This window comes from Methylobacterium gregans, from assembly GCF_022179245.1.
GTDB classification, from domain to species: domain Bacteria; phylum Pseudomonadota; class Alphaproteobacteria; order Rhizobiales; family Beijerinckiaceae; genus Methylobacterium; species Methylobacterium gregans.
On record NZ_BPQM01000044.1, the window covers coordinates 1 to 19,403 of the forward strand.

General features: G+C 65.2%; 15 protein-coding genes. 7 read left to right on the top strand and 8 right to left on the bottom strand.

The window, feature by feature from the left end; genetic code table 11:
• The first annotated feature begins 99 nt into the window (after positions 1–99).
• Both MFF54_RS10285 and MFF54_RS10290 read left to right on the top strand, forming a co-directional pair.
• The gene (locus tag MFF54_RS10285) at positions 100–4,680 is read left to right on the top strand and encodes a carbohydrate-binding protein (RefSeq protein WP_238302557.1); all 4,581 of its coding nucleotides are present in this window, start codon (positions 100–102) and stop codon (positions 4,678–4,680) included.
• A 264-nt stretch (positions 4,681–4,944) separates the two neighbouring features.
• The gene (locus MFF54_RS10290; protein ID WP_238302596.1) at positions 4,945–5,085 is read left to right on the top strand and encodes a hypothetical protein; all 141 of its coding nucleotides are present in this window, start codon (positions 4,945–4,947) and stop codon (positions 5,083–5,085) included.
• A gap of 920 nt (positions 5,086–6,005) precedes the next feature.
• Here MFF54_RS10290 and arsH read toward each other — a convergent pair.
• Positions 6,006–6,752, bottom strand: coding sequence for an arsenical resistance protein ArsH (arsH, locus tag MFF54_RS10295; protein WP_238302559.1), 747 nt, complete (start codon positions 6,750–6,752; stop codon positions 6,006–6,008).
• A 61-nt stretch (positions 6,753–6,813) separates the two neighbouring features.
• Between arsH and MFF54_RS10300 the strand changes: the two genes are divergently transcribed.
• From MFF54_RS10300 to MFF54_RS10315, 4 genes are read left to right on the top strand one after another with little or no spacing between them, the layout of a single operon-like run.
• On the top strand, positions 6,814–7,173 hold the full coding sequence (locus MFF54_RS10300; RefSeq protein ID WP_238302566.1) for an ArsR/SmtB family transcription factor: 360 nt from the start codon (positions 6,814–6,816) through the stop codon (positions 7,171–7,173).
• The gene (arsC, locus tag MFF54_RS10305) at positions 7,166–7,603 is read left to right on the top strand and encodes an arsenate reductase (glutaredoxin) (RefSeq protein WP_238302570.1); all 438 of its coding nucleotides are present in this window, start codon (positions 7,166–7,168) and stop codon (positions 7,601–7,603) included. Before MFF54_RS10300 ends, arsC begins: the two co-directional genes overlap by 8 nt.
• A gap of 8 nt (positions 7,604–7,611) precedes the next feature.
• Positions 7,612–8,679, top strand: coding sequence for an ACR3 family arsenite efflux transporter (arsB, locus tag MFF54_RS10310; RefSeq protein ID WP_238302571.1), 1,068 nt, complete (start codon positions 7,612–7,614; stop codon positions 8,677–8,679).
• A complete protein-coding gene (locus MFF54_RS10315) occupies positions 8,669–9,865 on the top strand; it encodes an MFS transporter (RefSeq protein WP_238302573.1) in 1,197 nt (398 codons plus the stop codon). Before arsB ends, MFF54_RS10315 begins: the two co-directional genes overlap by 11 nt.
• Before the next feature lie 469 nt (positions 9,866–10,334).
• On the opposite strand, the gene MFF54_RS10320 is transcribed toward MFF54_RS10315, so the two are convergent.
• From MFF54_RS10320 to oxlT, 5 genes are all read right to left on the bottom strand, one after another.
• A complete protein-coding gene (locus tag MFF54_RS10320; protein ID WP_238302574.1) occupies positions 10,335–11,090 on the bottom strand; it encodes a hypothetical protein in 756 nt (251 codons plus the stop codon).
• A 149-nt stretch (positions 11,091–11,239) separates the two neighbouring features.
• On the bottom strand, positions 11,240–11,461 hold the full coding sequence (locus MFF54_RS10325) for a helix-turn-helix transcriptional regulator (protein WP_238302575.1): 222 nt from the start codon (positions 11,459–11,461) through the stop codon (positions 11,240–11,242).
• Positions 11,462–11,626: 165 nt separating this feature from the next.
• Complete coding sequence (locus MFF54_RS10330) at positions 11,627–12,823, bottom strand: tyrosine-type recombinase/integrase (RefSeq protein WP_238302585.1); 1,197 nt, start codon at positions 12,821–12,823, stop codon at positions 11,627–11,629.
• 637 nt (positions 12,824–13,460) lie between these two features.
• Entirely contained in the window at positions 13,461–13,670 is a 210-nt protein-coding gene (locus MFF54_RS27775) for an excisionase family DNA-binding protein (RefSeq protein WP_370880169.1), read from the bottom strand.
• A gap of 729 nt (positions 13,671–14,399) precedes the next feature.
• A complete protein-coding gene (oxlT, locus tag MFF54_RS10335; protein ID WP_370880166.1) occupies positions 14,400–15,716 on the bottom strand; it encodes an oxalate/formate MFS antiporter in 1,317 nt (438 codons plus the stop codon).
• A gap of 595 nt (positions 15,717–16,311) precedes the next feature.
• Between oxlT and MFF54_RS10340 the strand changes: the two genes are divergently transcribed.
• Positions 16,312–16,557, top strand: coding sequence for a helix-turn-helix domain-containing protein (locus MFF54_RS10340; RefSeq protein ID WP_238302587.1), 246 nt, complete (start codon positions 16,312–16,314; stop codon positions 16,555–16,557).
• Between the two features lie 70 nt (positions 16,558–16,627).
• Here the strand turns inward: MFF54_RS10340 and MFF54_RS10345 are convergent, their stop codons facing one another.
• Positions 16,628–17,362, bottom strand: coding sequence for a sulfite exporter TauE/SafE family protein (locus MFF54_RS10345; RefSeq protein WP_238302588.1), 735 nt, complete (start codon positions 17,360–17,362; stop codon positions 16,628–16,630).
• Between the two features lie 191 nt (positions 17,363–17,553).
• Positions 17,554–17,739: a hypothetical protein gene (locus tag MFF54_RS10350; RefSeq protein WP_238302589.1), complete on the bottom strand. Its 186-nt coding sequence runs from the start codon at positions 17,737–17,739 to the stop codon at positions 17,554–17,556.
• Positions 17,740–19,403 lie beyond the last annotated feature (1,664 nt).

Genomic DNA, 19,403 nt, shown 5'->3' on the forward strand with positions numbered 1-19,403 from the left:
AGCAAGAAGGGGCCGCTCAGCTCGTGATCGGTGAGCGGCCCCTTCTTGCTCGCCAACCCGGCCCAGCTCGATGGACTCTCGATCGCGCCGGGGGCGTCAGTGAACGTCACCGTCAACTTCAACCGCGCGGCCTACACGCCGCCGACCACCAACGTCGACGCGACCTCGACAGTCTTCCAGGGCGCACTCAAGCTCATCACCAACGATGCCGATGACCCGGTCACCACGATCGATCTTGCCGGCTTCTGGCAGGCCCGCGACGAGGGCGGGCAGGAGCCCAACGTCAATGAGGTCTGGCGCATCTTCGGCTTCGGCAACGTCATCGAGGGGCTGACCACGCGCGGCGGCGGCGAGAACTCGACGCTCTCAACCAACGACGTCTTCGCCAAGACTGATCCGACCGAGGTACTCTCGCCCTACTGGAAGCTCGCCGACGGCGTCGGCGAGGCCAAGATCACCCATATCGCGGCCTTCCACGGCACGGGCGGGGCGACCATCCATCTCCACAATCCCGGCAACAAGGGCCAGAACGTCCAGCTCTGGGATCACCAGGGAACCGATAACCAGCGGATCCTGCCGAACGCGGCCAACGGCACGGACTTCGCCAGCGTCACGTTCAACAACGGCCGCATCCCGGACAGCTGGGCCGGCAACGAGGTGTTCGGCATCTCGGTGGCGGGCCTCTCGACCGATCCGCGTCTCAACCCGCGCGGCGACGTCTTGGTGCCGGAGGCCCAGCAGGGCCACACGGTGAAGATGTTCCAGGCGGTCGACGCCCGGGGCGACGTGATCCCGAACGTCTATCTCGGGATCATGGACTACACCGGCATCAACTACGACTATAACGACAACATGTTCGTCGTGGAGGGCGTGCAGCCCGTCGGGTTCGGACAGGATCTCAGGATCGCCGGCCTCGACGACGCTGCGGCGGACGAGCGGCTGGTCTTCACCAACATCGACACCCCGGCCAACGCCCAGCAGGCCTTCCGCAACGAGGCCACCTTCACGATCGCCAACGACGGCTTCGCGCCGCTCGCCATCAGCTCGATCGTGCTCGGCGATCCGGCAGCCTTCCAGATCGTCGGCACGGCGCCGAGCACGATCGCGGCGGGCGCGAGCGCGCAGGTCACCGTGCGCTTCACGGGTACCCATTCGGGGACGACGGCCGGCGCCGACCTCTTCAAGTCGACGCTGACCATCACCTCGAACGACTTCACCGACGGCGTGAAGGTGATCCAGCTGGCGGGCCTCGCCCAGGAGTTCTCGGAGAACAATTCCGAGCCCACCGTCGCCCAGGTCGTCGAGGCCTTCGGCTACACGACCGATATGGCCCAGGGCGAGCTCGCCGACGGCGGCAAGGTCGAGGCGGTCGGGGACGAGGTGCTGATGCCCTACCTCGAGCGCCTCGACGCGGGTCGCCCGGTGGAGGTGATCCAGATGGCGGCCTTCCTGCAGCAGGGCAACGTGGCGCGCCTCGGCGTCCACGGGCTCAGCTCGAGCCAGGTGACCAACCTCTTCGCCAACGACGATCAGCAGGGCCAGACGGTGCTGCCGGATCAGCTGGTGGCGGGAGCCGGGGCCGGCGCCAGCGTGGCGCGCGGCACGATCAACGCCACCACGCCCTTCGGCCTCTACATCTCGGTCGACGGACGCCCGACCTACTCCTCCTGGACCGATCCGGAAGCCAACAAGATCGACCCGAATTTCGGGCAGCTCGTGGGCGACAACCAGGGCCACCTGATCCGCTTCTTCCAGGCGCTCGACGCCGCCGGTCAGGCGATCTCCGGCACGTTCATCGGCATCCAGGATTACCCTGGCGCCGGCAACTACGACTACAACGACCACATGTTCGTGATCAAAAACGTCAAGGCGCACGCGCTGACGGCGGTCGAGGACGCGAACGGCGACCGCATCAACGACGCCCTCCAGCTCGACGCGGACAGGGACGGGACCATCAACTTCTTCGACACGACGACCGCTCCGCCGACCGGGCCTCAGCAGCCCTTCGGCGGCACGGCCCCGGTGGTCGGGGCCGCGCCGATCACGATCGACGCGACCCGCTTCGACACCGGCGGCCAGGGCATTGCCTACAACGACACCACGCCGACCCAAGACCAGGGCGGCACGGCGGGCCGCAATGAGGGCGTCGACGTCATCGGCAACAACGCGGCGGTCGGCTGGATCCAGAATGGCGAGTGGATCGAGTACACGATCAACGTCGAGCGGGCGGGGCTACATAGCCTGAGCTTCGCGGCGGCCTCTCCCGACCCGGGCCGCACGATCTCGGCGTCCTTCGAGCAGAACGGGGTCACCTATCTGCGCGCGCCAGCGGTCGGCGTGGTCGACACCAACAACTACACGTCGTTCACACCGACCGCGCCGATCCAGGTGAACCTCGCGGCCGGCGTCCAGACCGTGCGCCTCGCCTTCGGCGGCGGGACGTCCGATCTCTTCGACTTCGACAGCTTCACCCTCGATCGGGTGAACGTCGCACCGACGGTCGCCCAGACGCTTCCCGCGCAGACGGCGACCCAGGGCCAGGCCTTCAGCTACACCCTGCCGGCCGGCCTGTTCACAGATGTCGACGGGGATGCGCTGAGCCTCAGCGTGTCGGGTCTGCCCGCCGGCCTCGCCTTCAACGCGTCGACCCGCGTGATCAGCGGGACGCCCACGGTGTCCGGGCAGGTGTCCCTCACGGTCACGGCGTCCGACGGGACGGCGAGCGCCTCGACACCGCTCGCGCTCGCGGTCGCGCCCGGCTCCACTGGTCCGCAGACGCCCTTCGGGGGGACGGCACCCGCCTTCACCAACGGGGTGCTCACGGTCGACGCCTCGAACTTCGACTTGGGCGGTCAGGGGGTCGCCTACAGCGACAATGCCGGCAAGGATGGAGGCACGACCTTCCGCCCAGGCGAGGCGGTCGAGTTCGTGGGGACGCAGAACGACATCGGCTACGTGCGGCCGGGCGAGTGGGTCGAGTACACGGTCAACGTGCCGCAGAGCGGCACCTACGATCTGAACCTCCTGGCCAAGACGCCCCTGGGGAACGCGACGGTCGCGGTCTCGCTCGCCGGCGGCACCACCCTGGCCACGGTGGCGCTGCAGGATGGGGGCACGAGCTTCGATGCGGCCCCGTTCCAGACCTCGCCATCAGTCGTCCTCGCCCTGCCGGCCGGCCAGCAGACGATCCGGCTGACCTTCAACGGCACGCCGCAGGCGGGCTCGCCCTACCTGCTCGACCTGCGCTCCTTCACTCTCGACTACCGGGAGCCGACCGGCCCGGCGCAGGCGCCCTTCTCAGGGATGCCGGTGCCGGTGGGATCGGTCCCCGTGACGGTGAGCGCCGCGCTGTTCGATCTGGGCGGGCAGGGCGTCGCCTACAACGACACCACGCCGACCCAGGACCAGGGCGGCACGGCGGGCCGCAACGAGGGCGTCGACATCCTCGGCAACAACACGGGCATCGGCTGGATCGCCAACGGCGAGTGGGTCGAATACACGCTCAACCTCGCTCAGGCCGGGCGCTACAGCTTGTCGTTCAGCGCCGCGACGCCGGATGCCAACCGGACCATCACGGCCTCGTTCGAGCAGAACGGCACGTTCTACAGGACGGCCAGCGCCGCCAACGTGGTCGATACCGACAGCTACACCGCCTTCGCATCGACGCAGCCGGTTCAACTCGACCTCAACGCGGGCGTCCAGACCGTGCGTCTCACCTTCAACGGCGGCGCGATGGACCTCCGATCCTTCACAATCGACCGTCTCGACACCGCCTTGTCGGCGCAACAGGCCGGCGCTTCCGCGAGCGGCGGCGAGGTCCCCGGGGCGAGCAACCCGGCGCCCGGCGCATCCCTGACCGCCTCCGGCAACCTCTCGGAGGCGCTTGACCCCGGTGCCGAGGTCCTGGCCCTCTACGATGCCGTCCTCGGGCGCATCGCCGATCCCATCGGCTTCCAGGACTACATGGAGGCGCGTCTTAGAGGCGTGTCCGTGCAGGATCTTGCGGACAACATGTTGAGATCCGAGGAGGGGCAGTCCAAGTTGGGCCCGAGCGACGACAGGGACTTCGTGGAGGCGCTCTACCGCGTCGCCCTAGATCGCGAGGGCGAGGCGAAGGGCGTGGAGGACGCGCTCGACGGCCTCGAGAGCGGCATGTCGCGCAGCGACGTACTGGCCGCCTTCGCCCTGTCTCAGGAGAACCTTGCCGAGCTCCGGCAGTGTGCGGCCCCGTGCTTCGCGCCGAACATGCAGGAGAGTGCGGTGATGCGCCTCTACCATGGTCTGCTCGATCGGGCGCCGGACCTGCCGGGCCTGAACGACTACACCCGCGCCCTCGCCGACGGAACGCCGATGAAGGAGCTCGCGCGGTCCATGCTTGGCTCGGAGGAGTACACCCTCAAGTTCTCCGGGCTGAGCGACGGACAGTTCGTCGACACCGTCATCGCGGGCGTTCTCGGCCGCCCGGCAGATCTCGGCGAGCGCCAGCATCACGTCGATGCCCTGGGCCTGGGAGCCACGCGGCAGGATATCGCCGTCAAGATCACGCAGAGCTTGGAAGCCTACGCGCACCAGTACGCGCAGCAGAAACCGCTGTTCGAGCCTCAAGTCGTCACGATCGCGTGCTTCGAGCAGCCCCTCTTGGAGAATGATCCCGTCCTCAGAAGCATAGAGATCGCCTGATTGTCCGCACGAGGGTGGCCCGGAGCTTCAAATCCGGGCCGCCCTCCGGATGCGCGAGGGCGAGACCGAACGCGCGCACGGTCGCTGAGATACCCGACGTGCCGTCCGGAGAGTCGTTCTCACACGATGTCCGATCGATCAGAGCGCGTGCCCCGGCTTCCCTGATCCGACCTGCTGGCTTTGGACCGGGCTGATTGAGAGGATCAGCCATGACCGAAGGAGTTGGACATGCGGCGAGGTCAGAAGACAAACGCGGAGCAGGTGGTGCTGAAGCTGCGCCAGATCGAGGTGCAGACAGCCCAGGGTGGGAACTGGGGGATCGTGGCCGGCGCAACCTGGCAGCGCCGCGAAGTCGCCAAGATCGAGCAACTCCGATCACCATACGCAGAAGGGGCTCGCACATGAGCATTCAAGTGACGCGCCACACTCAGGAGCGCCTGCAACAGTGCGGGATTCATCCGCCGCGAGCTAGAGGCACTTCCGGCGGCGAAATGTCGGATCGCAACCCCTCTCGGCGTTTAGGAAAGCCCGCTCGGAGGCTTCTCGTTCTCTTGCGAGCTTGAATTGCGCAGTTGCACAAATGTGTTACACACGCTGTCGTCGCTAGCGCGCTACGTAACTGTCTCAGATCAGTTTTTTAGCCGAGGGTTATGGTCCCTCACCGCCCACCAATAAATTCAGCGACTTATCTTGTGGCCTGCACCCCAAAATTTCCCTGTCGGGTGCACCTGGGGTGCAGTGGCGCTTTCGACTGTTGTATCAACCCAGGCGTGAGGTTCAGTCCGTAGTCGCTCGAGCGGGCGAGAGGCGACCGGCATTTCGCATCTTACCCTTTTAACTCCCCTTTTTAGCCCTGTTATGGGGTGCACCGCCGCCCGCCTTGAAGATGCAGCCCCGGTGACTGACAAGGTCGTGTCCGGATCGCAGCGGAACAGGCCGGAGGGCACCGGCAGCAAGCGGCTTCGACCTCTTCTACTGCTGGAAGGCGCGAGGGGCCGCAGGAGTGTGATAAGGGACGCCCCTACCCCACAGACCACCGAGTGGCAGATCGATGTGCTGCTCGGGTGCTCCGCGTTGGCCCCGAGAGGGGGAAGTGGCGAGTGAAGGCCGACAGCCAAACCCTGGCCTCCCCGTCAGAGGGTTTCGTCCATCGATACGTACCGACCGACTGGCGGCTCCATACGCGGCAGGTCGAGGCTTCGTCAGTGACCGGCGAAGCCATGCCCTCCCACCAGCTTCCACCACAGCAGGGATCTTGGAGCAGCCCTTTCTGAACCGGCGCGTCCTTCACCACGCTCCCCGCACCCGCTGGGCCTTGGTTCGGCCTACCGCTTCCCGAACCCGATGTCGGTGGCCACGGCCTTCAAGCGCTCCGGCTCCCGCTCCTTGCGCTCGCTGTAGCGGTCGACGAGGTAGTCGGCCCGCTCGCGCGTCAGGAGCGTGAACTTCATCAGCTCCTCGCAGACATCGACCACGCGGTCGTAGAGCGGCCCGGGCTTCATGCGCCCGGCGTCGTCGAACTCCTTGTAGGCCATCGGCACCGAGGACTGGTTCGGGATGGTGATCATCCGCATCCAGCGCCCGAGGATGCGAAGGCTGTTGACCGCGTTGAAGCTCTGCGAGCCACCCGAGACCTGCATCACCGCGAGCGTGCGTCCCTGCGTCGGCCGCACCGACCCTTCGCTGAGCGGCAGCCAGTCGACCTGGCTCTTCATCACCCCGGTCAGGTTTCCGTGACGCTCCGGACTGACCCAGACCTGCCCCTCCGACCAGATCGAGAGCTGCCGCAGTTCCTGCACCTTAGGATGATCGGCGGTGGCGTCGTCCGGCAGTGGCAAGCCGTGGGCGTGGAAGATGCGAACCTCGCCGCCCATAGCCTCCAGTAACCGTGCCGCCTCGTAGGCCAGGAAGCGGCTGAAGGATCGCTCCCGGAGCGACCCGTAGAGGATCAGGAAGCGCGGCGCGTGGGTGAACGCCGCCGGCACCTGCAGCTGCTCGACGATCGGCGCCTCGAAGTGCGCCTCGGAGAGGTTCGGGATCCCATCGGCGAACGGCTGCTGGGGCTTGTCCAAGACATCCTTGTCCTATACGCTTCAACGACGGTTGATTTGTTGGAATCATATTGGACAATTGATGGACGAACGGCAAGCCCTCGCGGCCTTCGCGGCCCTCGGCCAGGAGCACCGGCTCCGGGTCGTGCGCGCCCTCGTCACCGCCGGTCCGGACGGTCTCGCCGCCGGCGCACTGGCGAGCGAGGTCGGGGTCTCGAGCACCAACCTGTCCTTCCACCTGAAGGAGCTCTCCCACGCCGGCCTGATCACGTCCCGACGGGAGGGCAAGTCGATCATCTACAGCGCCGCCTACGCCGGCTTGTCCGCCCTGATCGCCTTCCTGATGCGCGACTGCTGTCAGGGCCGACCCGAGGTCTGCGCCCCCATCGCCGCCGCCCTGTACGCCTGCGAGTGCCCCAACGGAGACACCGCCCATGCCTGAGGCGTTCGACGTCGTCATCTACCACAACCCCACCTGCGGCACGTCGCGGAACACCCTGGCGATGATCCGCAACGCCGGGGTCGAGCCGCACGTGGTCGAGTACCTGAAAACCCCGCCCGCGAGGTTGCTGCTGGTGCAGCTCCTCGCCCGCGCCAGCCTCACGGTGCGCGAGGTGCTGCGCGAGAAGGGCACGCCCTACGCCGAGCTGGGCCTCGAGGATCCGTCGCTGAACGACGAGCAGCTGCTCGATGCGATCGAGGCCCACCCGGTCCTGCTCAACCGGCCGCTGGTGGTGAGCCCGAAGGGCGTGCGCCTGTGCCGGCCATCCGAGGCGGTGCTCGATCTCCTACCGACGCAGCAGGGCGAGTTCGTGAAGGAGGACGGCGAGCGCGTGGTCGACGAGCACGGCCGCCGCGTCGCCACCGCCTGAGGAAGCCCATGAGCACCTTCGAGCGCTACCTGACCGTCTGGGTCGCCCTCTGCATCGTGGCCGGCATCGCGCTCGGCCACGTCATGCCTGGCTTCTTCCACGCCATCGGCGCGGCCGAGGTCGCCAAGGTGAACCTGCCGGTCGCCGTCCTGATCTGGCTCATGGTCATCCCCATGCTGCTCAAGATCGACTTCGCCTCGCTGCGGCAGGTCGGCCGGCACTGGCGCGGCATCGGCGTGACGCTGTTCATCAACTGGGCCGTGAAGCCCTTCTCGATGGCCGCGCTCGCTTGGCTGTTCATCGGCTACCTGTTCCGGCCCTACCTGCCGGCCGACCAGATCGACAGCTACATCGCTGGGCTCATCATCCTGGCGGCCGCGCCCTGCACCGCGATGGTCTTCGTGTGGTCGAACCTGACGAAGGGCGAGCCGCACTTCACCTTGAGCCAGGTGGCGCTCAACGACGCCATCATGGTGGTGGCCTTCGCGCCGATCGTCGGCCTGCTGCTCGGGCTCTCGGCGATCACGGTACCCTGGGGGACGCTGGTGCTGTCGGTGGTGCTCTACATCGTCATTCCGGTCCTCATCGCGCAGGCGGTGCGCCATAGCCTCCTCGCCTCGGGCGGTCAGCCGGCGCTCGATCGGCTGCTCGCCAAGCTCGGGCCGGTATCGCTCGTTGCCCTGCTCGCGACGCTGGTGCTGCTGTTCGGCTTCCAGGGCGAGCAGATCCTGGCGCAGCCGGCGGTCATCGCGCTCCTGGCGGTGCCGATCCTCATCCAGGTCTACCTGAACTCGGGACTCGCCTACGTCCTGAACCGTGTCGCGGGCGAGCAGCACTGCGTCGCCGGCCCCTCGGCGCTGATCGGGGCCTCGAACTTCTTCGAGCTGGCGGTCGCGGCGGCCATCAGCCTGTTCGGGTTCAACTCGGGCGCGGCGCTCGCTACCGTGGTCGGCGTCCTCATCGAGGTGCCGGTCATGTTGTCGGTGGTCTGGATCGTGAACCGCAGCCAGGGGTGGTACGAGCGCGGTGCGACCCGGAGAGGAGCGGCGCTCAAGCCCGTCTCTCGTGAGATCTGACGCGGCCGGCCACGGCCGCCTGCTCGTCATCAGCGCCCTGGGCGTCGTCGAGATCTTTGCCTGGGGCACCTCCTTCTACCTGCCGGCCGTGCTCGCTGGGCCCATCGCGCAGGACACCGGCTGGCCCCTCGCGTGGGTGGTCAGCGGCCTCTCCGTAGGCCTGGTGGTCGCCGCGTTCGCCTCCCCCTGGGTCGGCGCCACCATTCATCGTCACGGCGGCCGCCCGGTCCTCGCTCTGGCTGCCCTGCTCCTGGCGGCGGGCCTGGTCGTTCTGGGCACCGCGCCCGCGCTACCGATCTTCCTGGCCGGCTGGCTGGTGATCGGATTCGGGATGGGGTGCGGGCTCTACGACCCGGCCTTCGCGACCCTGGGCCGCCTCTACGGCGCCGAGGCGCGGCCGGCCATCTCCACGTTGACGCTCTGGGGCGGGTTCGCCAGCACCGTCTGCTGGCCCCTGTCGGCGTTCCTCGTCGACCACCTCGGCTGGCGCGGGGCGTGCCTCGCCTACGCTGGCCTGCATCTCTTGATCACGTTGCCGCTCGTTCTGGGGCTGGTTCCGAGGGCGCCCACGCTGCCGATCGTCCAGGACGGCCAGAGATCTGACTCGGTCTCCTTGTCGATGCAGGAGCGGCGGGCGTTCTGGCTGATGGCCGGGGTGCTCGTGCTCGGCGGCGCGATCATGGCGTTGATGTCCGTCCACTTGATCACGCTGCTGCAGGCGCGGGACGTCGCCCTTGCCGCGGCGGTATCCTATGGCGCGCTGATCGGTCCTGCGCAGGTCGGCGCTCGCATCGTCGAGATGTCGCTCAAGGGGCGGCATCACCCGCTTTGGACCCTGACCGCCGCGTTCGGCCTGGTCGCCCTCGGTCTGGGTCTCCTGGCATTCGGAGCGCCAGGTGTTGCCCTGGCCCTGGTGCTCTACGGCGCCGGGAACGGCATCTACTCGATCGCACGGGGCACGGTGCCGCTCGTCCTGTTCGGGCCTGAGCGCTACGCGCCGCTGGTCGGCCGTCTGGCCCGGCCCGGCCTGGTCGCACAAGCTCTCGCTCCCCTGCTCGGCGCGTTCGTGCTGACGAACTCGGGGCCCAACACGCTGTGGATCATGTTGGCCATCCTCGCGCTGGCGAACGTCGGCTTGATTGCGTCCCTGTGGTCGAATGTGTGTTCTGAAGTAGATGATCAGTAGATAAATAGGGACTTTTGCATTCTGCGCAAGTATAGATCCCTGCCAGTACCGGGGGGTATGTGATAAATAAAAATACAGGCACATCATGATGTAACACTACAGATTTGTTTTGATGTAATATTGCGATCTCTTTTGGGTTCGGCTGGCCGGAGCCAGGCGCGTGTGTTACGACTCAGTCATCGAACGTCGACTGACTCGTGATAGGCGTGGTGCAGATGGCCGAGGGCAAGTTCGTCACCTACCTGCGGGTCAGTTCCGCACTGCATCGCGCGCAGACGGCAGTCACCCGAAGGGCGCGGTAGCGAGGGCGTAGCCCTTGACGGCGGTGAGCACGGGGCGACACCGGAGCTCGGGAGAGGACCGTGCCCCCTGGCACAAACGGTCACAGATCGTGCCGCCCTCTCCGGCCCGCTGCACGGCGTGGGATCGGCCCGCTGCGCGGACCGCAACCATGTTCCATTTTTGAGGATCAGGCGGCGCTCTTCACGGTCGGCTGCGGCGCCTCCTCCTGATCGTCGTTGTCAGGGAGGGGCGGTGTCGCAAATCTGTCCCCCGTAAATGTCTTTAGGAGAGTGGACACTTTTGCGACGTTGCGGCCGGCGACGAACTCGGCGAGGGTGCCGGCTTCCTTGTGGCGCTGGATCGTCCGCGGGTGGCATCCGAGACGTTCTGCCAGGGCCTTGCGCTCGGCCGTCTTCGTGCGCTCGCTCTGTAATTTCATGCCGGCTTCACGCCGCTGGCGTTCCTTCCGCTTTCGGTCCCGCTGTTTGCGGCTTTCCGGATCGACGGAGGTGAGGCCGCTGCGGTTCGCGCCAGCGGCACGCAACTGTGCCGTGGTGGTCTGCAAGGCGGTGGCGGTCTCCCCTGGTCTCGGTCCCCAGTGGAACGGCGACCGCGTCGAGGTGATCGTTCCCGCCATGAAGATGCCGGCCTCGGAACGGTGCCTCTCGAACTCGGCCGCCAGGGCTTTCGGTGTGATCTGGGCGACCAGAGCCGGGAGTCGCCTCTCGAACCAGCGCAGCGCCGATGTCCAGCCGGCGTCCGACAGCGCGCCTACATGCGCTGAGATGCAGAGCATCAGATCCAGGTAGAGCCGGCTGCGGTCGGTGAGTTCGGGCGGATCATCCTGGCCGATTTCGTGTCGCATCAGCCGGAGGATGCCGGCACGGTGACTTAGACGCTGGCGGATCGTCGCTCGCCGCAGCTCGTCCAGGGCGTAGGACATCCTGAACCGCTCGGCCTCGCCAATATCCTTTCGGAGGGTAGGCCCGGCCTCCGACTGAATCCGGTTGAAGGTCCAGAGGGCAGCGTCGAGTTCATCCTTGAGGGTAGCTCGCTCTTCGGCGCTCTGGGGCGCTCGTCGAGTGGCACCCATCAGGCATTGCGATTGTTACTGTTGGCACGCGACGCCAGCACGGCGTCCCAGTCGAGGCCTTCAGCGCGGCCGTCGAGCCAGTCCCACAGATCGCCGACGCGCCAGCCGAGCCGACGCTCCGAGAGCTGGATCGCAGCCGGGATAACCCTGCGGTCCTTCATCCGCCTGAAAGTCGGCACGGACAAGCCGATGAATGCCGCGGCGTCCTTGGTGGTCAGCACGCGACGGCGGGCGAGTTCTAGAGGGAGTCATGCGATAGCGTTCATGGATGCTCGCAAGTTGTCATGCGAGCGAGGATGCCAATCCGAATGAGCAGAGTCTGTAGCACGAAAGCGTCGGCGAGATGGGCAACACTGGCCGCCTCAATCCCCCTGCCAGTCATGTGCTCAAGCCGGAACGGCCGTGCAGTTGCGCTCGATTTCAGTAGCCCAGCGGTTCAGGGCATCGCGAGTCTCGGCTTCGTAGAGCGCACGGTTGTAGATTCCGGCGACACCCGCCCGGTGTCCTGAGACGTGGTTCAGGGCAGCCTCAATGACGTGTGGCAGCACCCCGATCTCGGCCATACCGGTCGCAGCCGACCGCCGCAGATCATGGAGCCGCCACGGCTCTGCCAGCGGCACCCGCTTGTCCAGGGCGACTTTGGACTTGGAGAAGCCTGAGAAGCCGCCCTTCCCGGCGCCGAACACGAGCTCGCGCCCAACACGAACTGGCACTGACCGCAGGATGAGGATCGCGGCAGCTGAGAGCGAGACCGTGTGGGCCCGCTTGTTCTTCGTCCGATGGAGAGGCAGCCGCCAGAGCCCGGCGTCGAGATCGAGCTCGTCCCAGCGCATCTGCGCAACTTCGTCCCTCCGCTGGCCGGTCAGGATCAGGAGTTTGACGATCGCACCGAAGTCTCCCGACGGCAGAGCCTGCCAGATCGACGCCAACTCCGGCATGCTGAGCACGCGGTCGCGGCGAACCTCATCCGTTGGCGCGTTCGTGCCAAGCACAGGGTTGGACTCGGTCATGCCTTCGCCGATCGCCCAGACGTAGACGGCTGAAAGCATCCGGCGGGCGCGGACGGCGGCGTGAGGCCCAGACTCCTCGATGATCTCGCGGAGACGGGCGGCAACGGTCGAGCGCGTCACCGATGCCAGCGGCTGTCCGTGGAGCGGCTGCCAGTGCGTGTTGATGTGGGTCCGCAGGTTCGCCAGGGACGATGGCCGCATGCGCTTCTGCGCATCCTTCACATAGCGCTCGAACGTGCCCCGCAGCGTGACTGCAACCTGTGCTCTCTGCTCGCGCCGGGCGAGGGCAGGGTTCTCACCGAGCGCGGCCTTCGCCAGCTTCTCCCCGGCTGCCCGGCGGGCGCCGGCGAGATCGATGGTGTCGGCCGCGCCGATGGTGAACAGGGAGGACTTGCCGCCCGCACGCGGAGGCCGGATCACCCAGAAGCCACGGCTGCCACGCAGGCGGTAGCCGAACCCGCGGAGCTCCGAATCCCAGATCACACGCTCGCTCTGCCCGGGCGCGAGGCTGATGCCCGCGATGGCGGCCTTTGTCAGCTTGAGCACGTTGTCTTGAGCGGCGCGGCGGGTCATGGGGGCTCACCTGGGGTGCACCTGGGGTGCAGCAGAGTGGCAGCCCCTGATCATTCCCGGCAGACCTGTGAGAAGGTCTCAAGGTAAAAATTGCTCTGGGGTGCAGCGATGATCGTCACCGATCACTCGCACCATCCCCTTTACACGGAGAGGGTCGGGAGTTTGGGTCCCTCACCGCCCACCAATGAAATCAATGGTCTGAGAGTAACGCGGCTGTTTTCGGAGGCCCGGCTCTCCAAATACTCTCTAAGAACCCTGTTTTTGAGTTGCCTGATTGAGCTCTCCCGCTGCGCTGACTCATCAAACATGACGACCGAGACAGGGCGACGATCGCACCTTCAGCGGCTCGATGGGGAGCCGATCAGCCCGCTCTGGTAGCTGCATCCAAACCGAAAAGCCTGGCATAGAAGACCTTTACGGCCGGTCGGTAGCGGCCATGCCCAGGCGTATGGCGTGGGAAGCCGCAGGCCTCCAACTCAGGCAGGCTCGCAAGCCAGATCCGCTTCCGTTCAGGCTCGGGTCCAACGACGGCCTCCGCAAGGTCCCTGTTCTTCGCGACGAAGAGCGGAAGGTCATCGAAGCGGATCGGCTGGCGTGTCATCCAAGCCATTGTGCCATTCTCCGAAGCGCATCCTTTTCAGGCGGAGGATGATCCCTTGGGCCGACGCAGGTTGCGCAGCCGGAGCCGGGAGAGCGCGGGGTTCGGATCTTCCTTTGCGGGCGGCTTGGGGCCCGGTGCCGGCTCCGCAGGACGCGTCTTGAGCTCATCAACGGCCTCGGACCGGATCCGCCAAAGCTTCCCGATCCGGAAAGCTCCAAGCTCGCCGCTCTCCACCAGCTTCCGGATGTGGTTCTCCTAGCAATCCCACCGCTCGGCTACGTCCGACGGTTTCATCTGCCAAGCCCAGGCTAATCGGCTTTGTCCCTAGCTCTTACATGCTCGGATGCGCAAGAATTGGTATCCAAACGCGCGCCGGTCCAGCCTGTTCAGCGATGTGCTGCCCTCGGTTAATGCTGAGACGGCCCACGTATAGTGACGCCGTAAACCCTAGCAACAGCGCCAGTCCGATCGTCACAACGTCTGCGTGGCGACGCGCGATGTGTATGCCGACACAGCCAAGGGAAAAGCCGGCAACGAGTAATATCGCCGTGAAAAGGCTGATCGGCATAGAAGTCGCCTATCCACTCAAGCTCAAGAAACTCGCCCTTCCTCGGGAGGGGTTTCCCGCTTCGATCTCTGAAGGCGAACGTTAGCAGGGGCCAGGCTAATCCCAACCCATCGGATTTCTGTCCCCGGCGGCCTCCTAACTGGTCCTCGCAACTGCCTTGGCTGTGCCAGCTCACGCGAGGAAGCCGCGTCCAGGCGCTTACATTCTAACAGCCGCAAGAGAGAGCGCGCTGAGCCAGAGGCTTGGCCTTTCAGTGTTGAACCCAAACTTAAAGATGATTTCCAGATTGCGAAGAGAAGATGCGATCCGGTCGCGGAAGGATAGGTAAGACAATCAGTGAAAAAAGGGTTTGGAGACATGCCTCCAAACCCTTCCCTCCGTGGTTGGTCTACCGCTAACTCAAGCCGCTAGGCTACCGCGATCTTTGCATCGGTCGTGACGCTCACCTCAGCCTGGGCATTGGCAACAACCCGCTTGCGCCAAGGCTTCAGTAATCCGATTGCCAGGATCGAAGCCAAGATGTTGGCCCCAGCCGCTGCCAAGAACACGCCGTCCCAGCTGCCTGTGCTCTGCTGCAGGTAGTTGGCGATCGGCACCAGCAGCGCTGCGGTTCCCTTGGCCGTGTAGAGCAGACCAGCGTTCGTAGCTGCGAACTTGGACCCGAAGGTGTCGGTGCAGGTCGACGGGAAGAGCGAGTAGATCTCACCCCAGGCGAAGAACACAAAGCCTGACAGGAGGACAAACCACAGCGGATCATGGCCCCAGAGGTACAGCATGTAGATGCCGAAACCTTCCATGGCGAACGCGATGAACATCGTGTTCTCACGCCCGATCTTGTCCGAGACCCAGCCGAAGAAGGGACGAGTCAGCCCGTTCAGGACGCGGTCGATCGTAGCCGCGAAGGTGATGGCCACCATGGTCACCCCGAGGATCGTCACTGGCACCTTATCCACGTGGATATCCGCTGCGATCGGCTTCAGGTTGGCTGTGATCATCAGCCCACCGGCGCCAACGATGACGAACATGAAATACATCAGCCAGAAAATCGGCTGCCGCACCACCTCGGGGGGCGTGTAGTTGCGCCGCGACTGGACGTTGGCCGAGTTGGCGGCAACCTCTGGAACCTGTCCTTTGCGCGGAGCGGCAAGGAAGAAGGCCAGCGCGGCCACGATCACGCCCTGGCCGATGCCAAAGTTGAGGAAGGCCGCCTGGAAGCCCTTGTCGGCGATCATCCACTGGATGGGCGCGACAGTAAGGGCAGAGCCGGCCCCGAAGCCCGCCGCGGTGATGCCAGCGGCAAGACCACGCTTGTCGGGGAACCACTTCAGCGCATTGCCCACGCAAGTGCCGTATACGGCGCCTGCGCCGAGGCCGGCGATGACTTGGCCGAGATAGAACATGTTCAGGGTTGAGGCGTAGGCATTGATCACCCAGCCCAAGCCGCAAAGCACGCCGCCGAAGAGGACGACGATCTTTGGACCGTACTTGTCGACGAACCAGCCCTCGACCGGCACGAGCCAAGTCTCGAACAGCACAAAGAGGGTGAATGCCCACTGGATGGCAGCACGATCGAAGCCGAACGTCTTCTGGATTTCTGGAACGAAGAAGGTCCAGCCGTACTGCAGGTTAGCGATCATCACCATGCAGATGACGCCGAGGACAAGCTGCATCCAGCGATAGCTGTCTGACACCCTCTCCGGCTGCAACAATTCTCGCGTTGCCATAGATATCTCCTCACCTATGTTATTCATGTGCTTTCCTCACGCCCGCGAACGCATCTTCGAGGCGCTGCGGACAAAGAGCGCGCGTTCGCATTCGAGCTTTCGCCCGGTGCGAAATATATCAAAGTATAGTTGACCGCCTGCCGGCCGGGAGGACTGGCCGGGCACTGGCGATCGAGAGCAGCGCGGCACGCAATGCTCAAGCCGAGTTGCTGCCGAAGCACGTCTCGGCCCTTAGCTCATATATTGTATACCAGGATCGCCTGTGCCGATGCCTTCGTCAAGGGCATCGTGCATTTTTTTGCATCAACCGAGGATTAAATCTGAGGGGCAGGGGCTGAGGTAGCATGGACACTCAGGGGGCTCCACGCTCTCAGCACTATGATGCCGCTTTGGTCACGCTTTTGGAGGCCACCGGATCGCCGGCTCTCCATGCGGCCTGAATGGAGAGACCGAAGAGCTGCGTTTCAAGGGTGGGAGCGAGGCATTGCTGTATCCCTGTTGCAGGGTTATATTTGCAACGCAGCTTTAAGCTGTCAGCAGGGCTGCAAAAAAATTGCAGCGTGGAGTGCCAATGTCCCCTCGCTTGAGCCCGCGTATGTGCAAGGCGGCCCGGTCTCTCCTGGGATGGGGGCAAGGCGAGTTTGCCGAAGCGTCTGGCTTATCCAAGTCCACCATCGGCGCATTCGAGGCGAAGGATGAGACCGCCAGAATGACCGGCATGAACAACAAGGCTGCTGTCGAGGCGTTCGAGAAGGCTGGCCTTGAGTTCATCCCCGAGAACGGGGGAGGGGCCGGGATCCGCTTCCGCAAGCGTGCAGACGGCACCCGCGAGGAGCATTAAAGGACGCAGCGCGTATCGAGACTTGCTCACGGCGGAGCAGAAGCCTAGGCGCAACGGTCCCTCTGCGGCATCACAGTGACACAAGTGCGCTGGCAGCTAGATAGATGCCGAGCATGAGCATCGCAATCAGGAACCAGCGTCGGAACCCCTCCGGGTCCATGCGCTTGCGGACCACTTGACCCGCGAACATGCCGGCGAAGGCGGTTCCCAGGGCGACAAGCCCAGGCAGGGCGGTCGAGGTGTTAAGAAGGCCCACGCTCGTGAGATTGAACGCTTGCGCGAGGGTCGCCACCGTGAAGAAGACGCCGAGCGCCTGCACCAACTCGTCTTTTTCTAGGCCGATCGACTGCAGGTACGGCATCGACGGGATTACCTGAACGCCCGTGGCGGCTGAAATCACTCCTGTCAGGAGGCCGACGATGCCGCCAACCCACTTCTCGTTCCGGGGCGGTGTCCGGAACTGCAGTCGCGTCAGCCCGAGCCCCGCGTAGATCAGCAGCAGGAACCCTAGCACGATCGTGGCGTAGCGCGCGTAGGGGCCTGCCATCAGCGCGCCGGCTTCCCAAATCGCGAAGCCCGTGCCGAGGAGCAGCGGCCACAGCCTGCACAGAATGCTGGGCAGGTACGGCCCGGCGAATGTTTGCCAGATGTTAGTGACGATGGCTGGCACGATGACGATGGTCAGGGCCTGCAGCGGCGTCATCGCTACGGCGAGCAGGCCCATCGAGACCGTCGGCAGCCCAAGGCCGATCACGCCCTTCACGAAGCCGGCAATGCCAAAGACAGCGGCGATTAGGAAGAGCATACTGGAAGCCTAGCTAGATTATTGACCTGCAACCCAAACTCCCCGTGGCACTATGAGCGGCTCTAGGTTGATGCGTTGAGCAATCGCCGTCCTGGTTGGTTCATTGACACCTGCACGGCCTCGACACTGCAGGCCGGCTGACGCGGTTTCTGGTCCGAGCCGCGGCGACGAGATCGGATCGGGTCATTGCATCAGAAGGTCAATCGTAGTTTGTGCCACCAGACAGCCGCGCCGGTCAGCAGGAAGGCCATGCCAGGGAAGGCTTCTACCGGAGACTGCTGCCAGCCTGTGACGGCTAAGTGGATCAGCCCCGCGCCGATCGAGACAAAGCCAACAGCTAGCACCCAGAGCGCCGCCCGTCCAAGCCACTGACGCATCCTTGCTCCTGCAACGTAGCTTGAACCGTGCCGGCCTGCTGCGTTGCTGACTACCGCCGAGGTCGGCAAACGAGGATCTCATGAGAGCCTCTCTCCCGCTTCCTTCTGCCCGGCTCCTCAAGAAGGCTCAGGCTGCAGCCTACTGCGGGATATCGGCCTCGGCGTTCACTCGCACATGTCCTGTAACTCCCATCTCAATGGCGCCCCCGGGTCGGCAGGACGAGCGCCTTCTCCGGTACGACGTGCGGGACTTGGACCGGTGGATCGATGGCTTGGCGGAGGGGTCGGAAACGGACGACGAGCTCTTAGCGCGGTTGGGTTGAATCAGGTGGGGCGCTTGGCCCGGCCGAAGCAATGGGACGAGGGAGTGCCCAGGCGCGCCGTAATCATCACCTTGGACGAACTGCCCCTGTTCGCCGAGGACCACGAAATTGCTCGGGCTGTCGTTGGGACGAGCGCCGAGAAGGTAAGCCACTGGCTCGCGTCTCTGCCGGTCCTGGAGCGCGACGGGCTCCCCAAGAGGCACCCAAGTCTATGGCCGGTACGTCCCGGCCGTCAGGGAGTTCTACGATCGCCGCTACGGGCTCCCTGCCTTCATGCTCCAGCAGGGAGGGCAGGAGGAGGAGAAGCCCTGGCCGACGCGGAAGCGCGGGCGCCCGCCGAGTGCACCCTGAGGCCGGACTAGGCATGCGCGAGGCATGTACGATCACCCTGCCTAGGTGATGGGGAGGCGCCGCATGATGCCCCTCGAAAAGCTGCTCTCCATGCAGGAGGCGGCCGACATCCTCGACGTGACCAAGTAGACCCTGTTGGAGCTTGTCCGGCAGGGCAAGATCGCCTTCGTCAACGTCGGCACGGGGGCCGAACGCGTCAGCCGAAAATTCCGTCCGTCTGACCTAAACAGGTTCATCCAAGCGCAGCTCACGGTGTGCCAGCCGCCAAGCCACAACATTGAGCGCGCCAAAGGGCGACGCCGAACTACGTCGAGCGCCGGGGCCGAGAGCGGCGGCGTGCGAGCCATTCTCGCACGGCAGCAGGGGGGCTGGACCAAAAGTGGGCGACCTCCGAGCGCTGCTCCCACGGCAGGCGGCCGAGAAGCCGTTCAAATAGGCGCTCAGAAAGGATGTCATGGCGAAACGCCCCCTGAAGGTCCCGGAACGCTCGGAGATACAGGAGGACACGCCCCTTAGGCTTGAGGTTGCCGCCGCGCTCGCATTTCCTGATGAAGGCGTAACCGTCAGCGGGCTCCGGCGTGAGCGCGATGCCGGACGCCTCGCGACCTTCTTCGTCGCTGGGAAGGAGTTCACGACCCTCAAGGGCATGGCCTACATGGTCGCGACATGCCGCGGGCGGCCGCCAAGCAGTGTTGCCAGGGGCTCGGGTCAGGCAGCACCCGCGAGGATGGGCCGGAATTTTTGCGGCGCTTCAATGCACGCCTCGCGGCTAGAGACTTCCTAATAGGCGACCCGCGGCGGCAGGCTGCTTACGCGGCCGCCTCTGCCGAGGCGCTCCGAAGAATAGGGCCTAGCAAGCGCGAGCCGGGGAAGCCACAGGCCAGTCGCGCGCCTACTCGGCAGCCAGCATGTTGCTTGTGCAGCCGCCGTTAAGCCTCGCATGCATGCCCTTCTCCGGCTTGAAGCGCACCTCGGCCTTGGCGGCGACAT

Bases quoted from the DNA above. Each gene is read 5' to 3' on its own strand.
- MFF54_RS10350 (WP_238302589.1), bottom strand. From the start codon at position 17,739: ATGCGTCAGTGGCTTGGACGGGCGGCGCTCTGGGTGCTAGCTGTTGGC.
- MFF54_RS10300 (WP_238302566.1), top strand. From the start codon at position 6,814: ATGGACGAACGGCAAGCCCTCGCGGCCTTCGCGGCCCTCGGCCAGGAG.
- arsB (WP_238302571.1), top strand. From the start codon at position 7,612: ATGAGCACCTTCGAGCGCTACCTGACCGTCTGGGTCGCCCTCTGCATC.
- MFF54_RS10340 (WP_238302587.1), top strand. From the start codon at position 16,312: ATGTGCAAGGCGGCCCGGTCTCTCCTGGGATGGGGGCAAGGCGAGTTT.
- MFF54_RS10345 (WP_238302588.1), bottom strand. From the start codon at position 17,362: ATGCTCTTCCTAATCGCCGCTGTCTTTGGCATTGCCGGCTTCGTGAAG.
- MFF54_RS10320 (WP_238302574.1), bottom strand. From the start codon at position 11,090: ATGTCCTACGCCCTGGACGAGCTGCGGCGAGCGACGATCCGCCAGCGT.
- MFF54_RS10330 (WP_238302585.1), bottom strand. From the start codon at position 12,823: ATGACCCGCCGCGCCGCTCAAGACAACGTGCTCAAGCTGACAAAGGCC.
- oxlT (WP_370880166.1), bottom strand. From the start codon at position 15,716: ATGGCAACGCGAGAATTGTTGCAGCCGGAGAGGGTGTCAGACAGCTAT.
- arsC (WP_238302570.1), top strand. From the start codon at position 7,166: ATGCCTGAGGCGTTCGACGTCGTCATCTACCACAACCCCACCTGCGGC.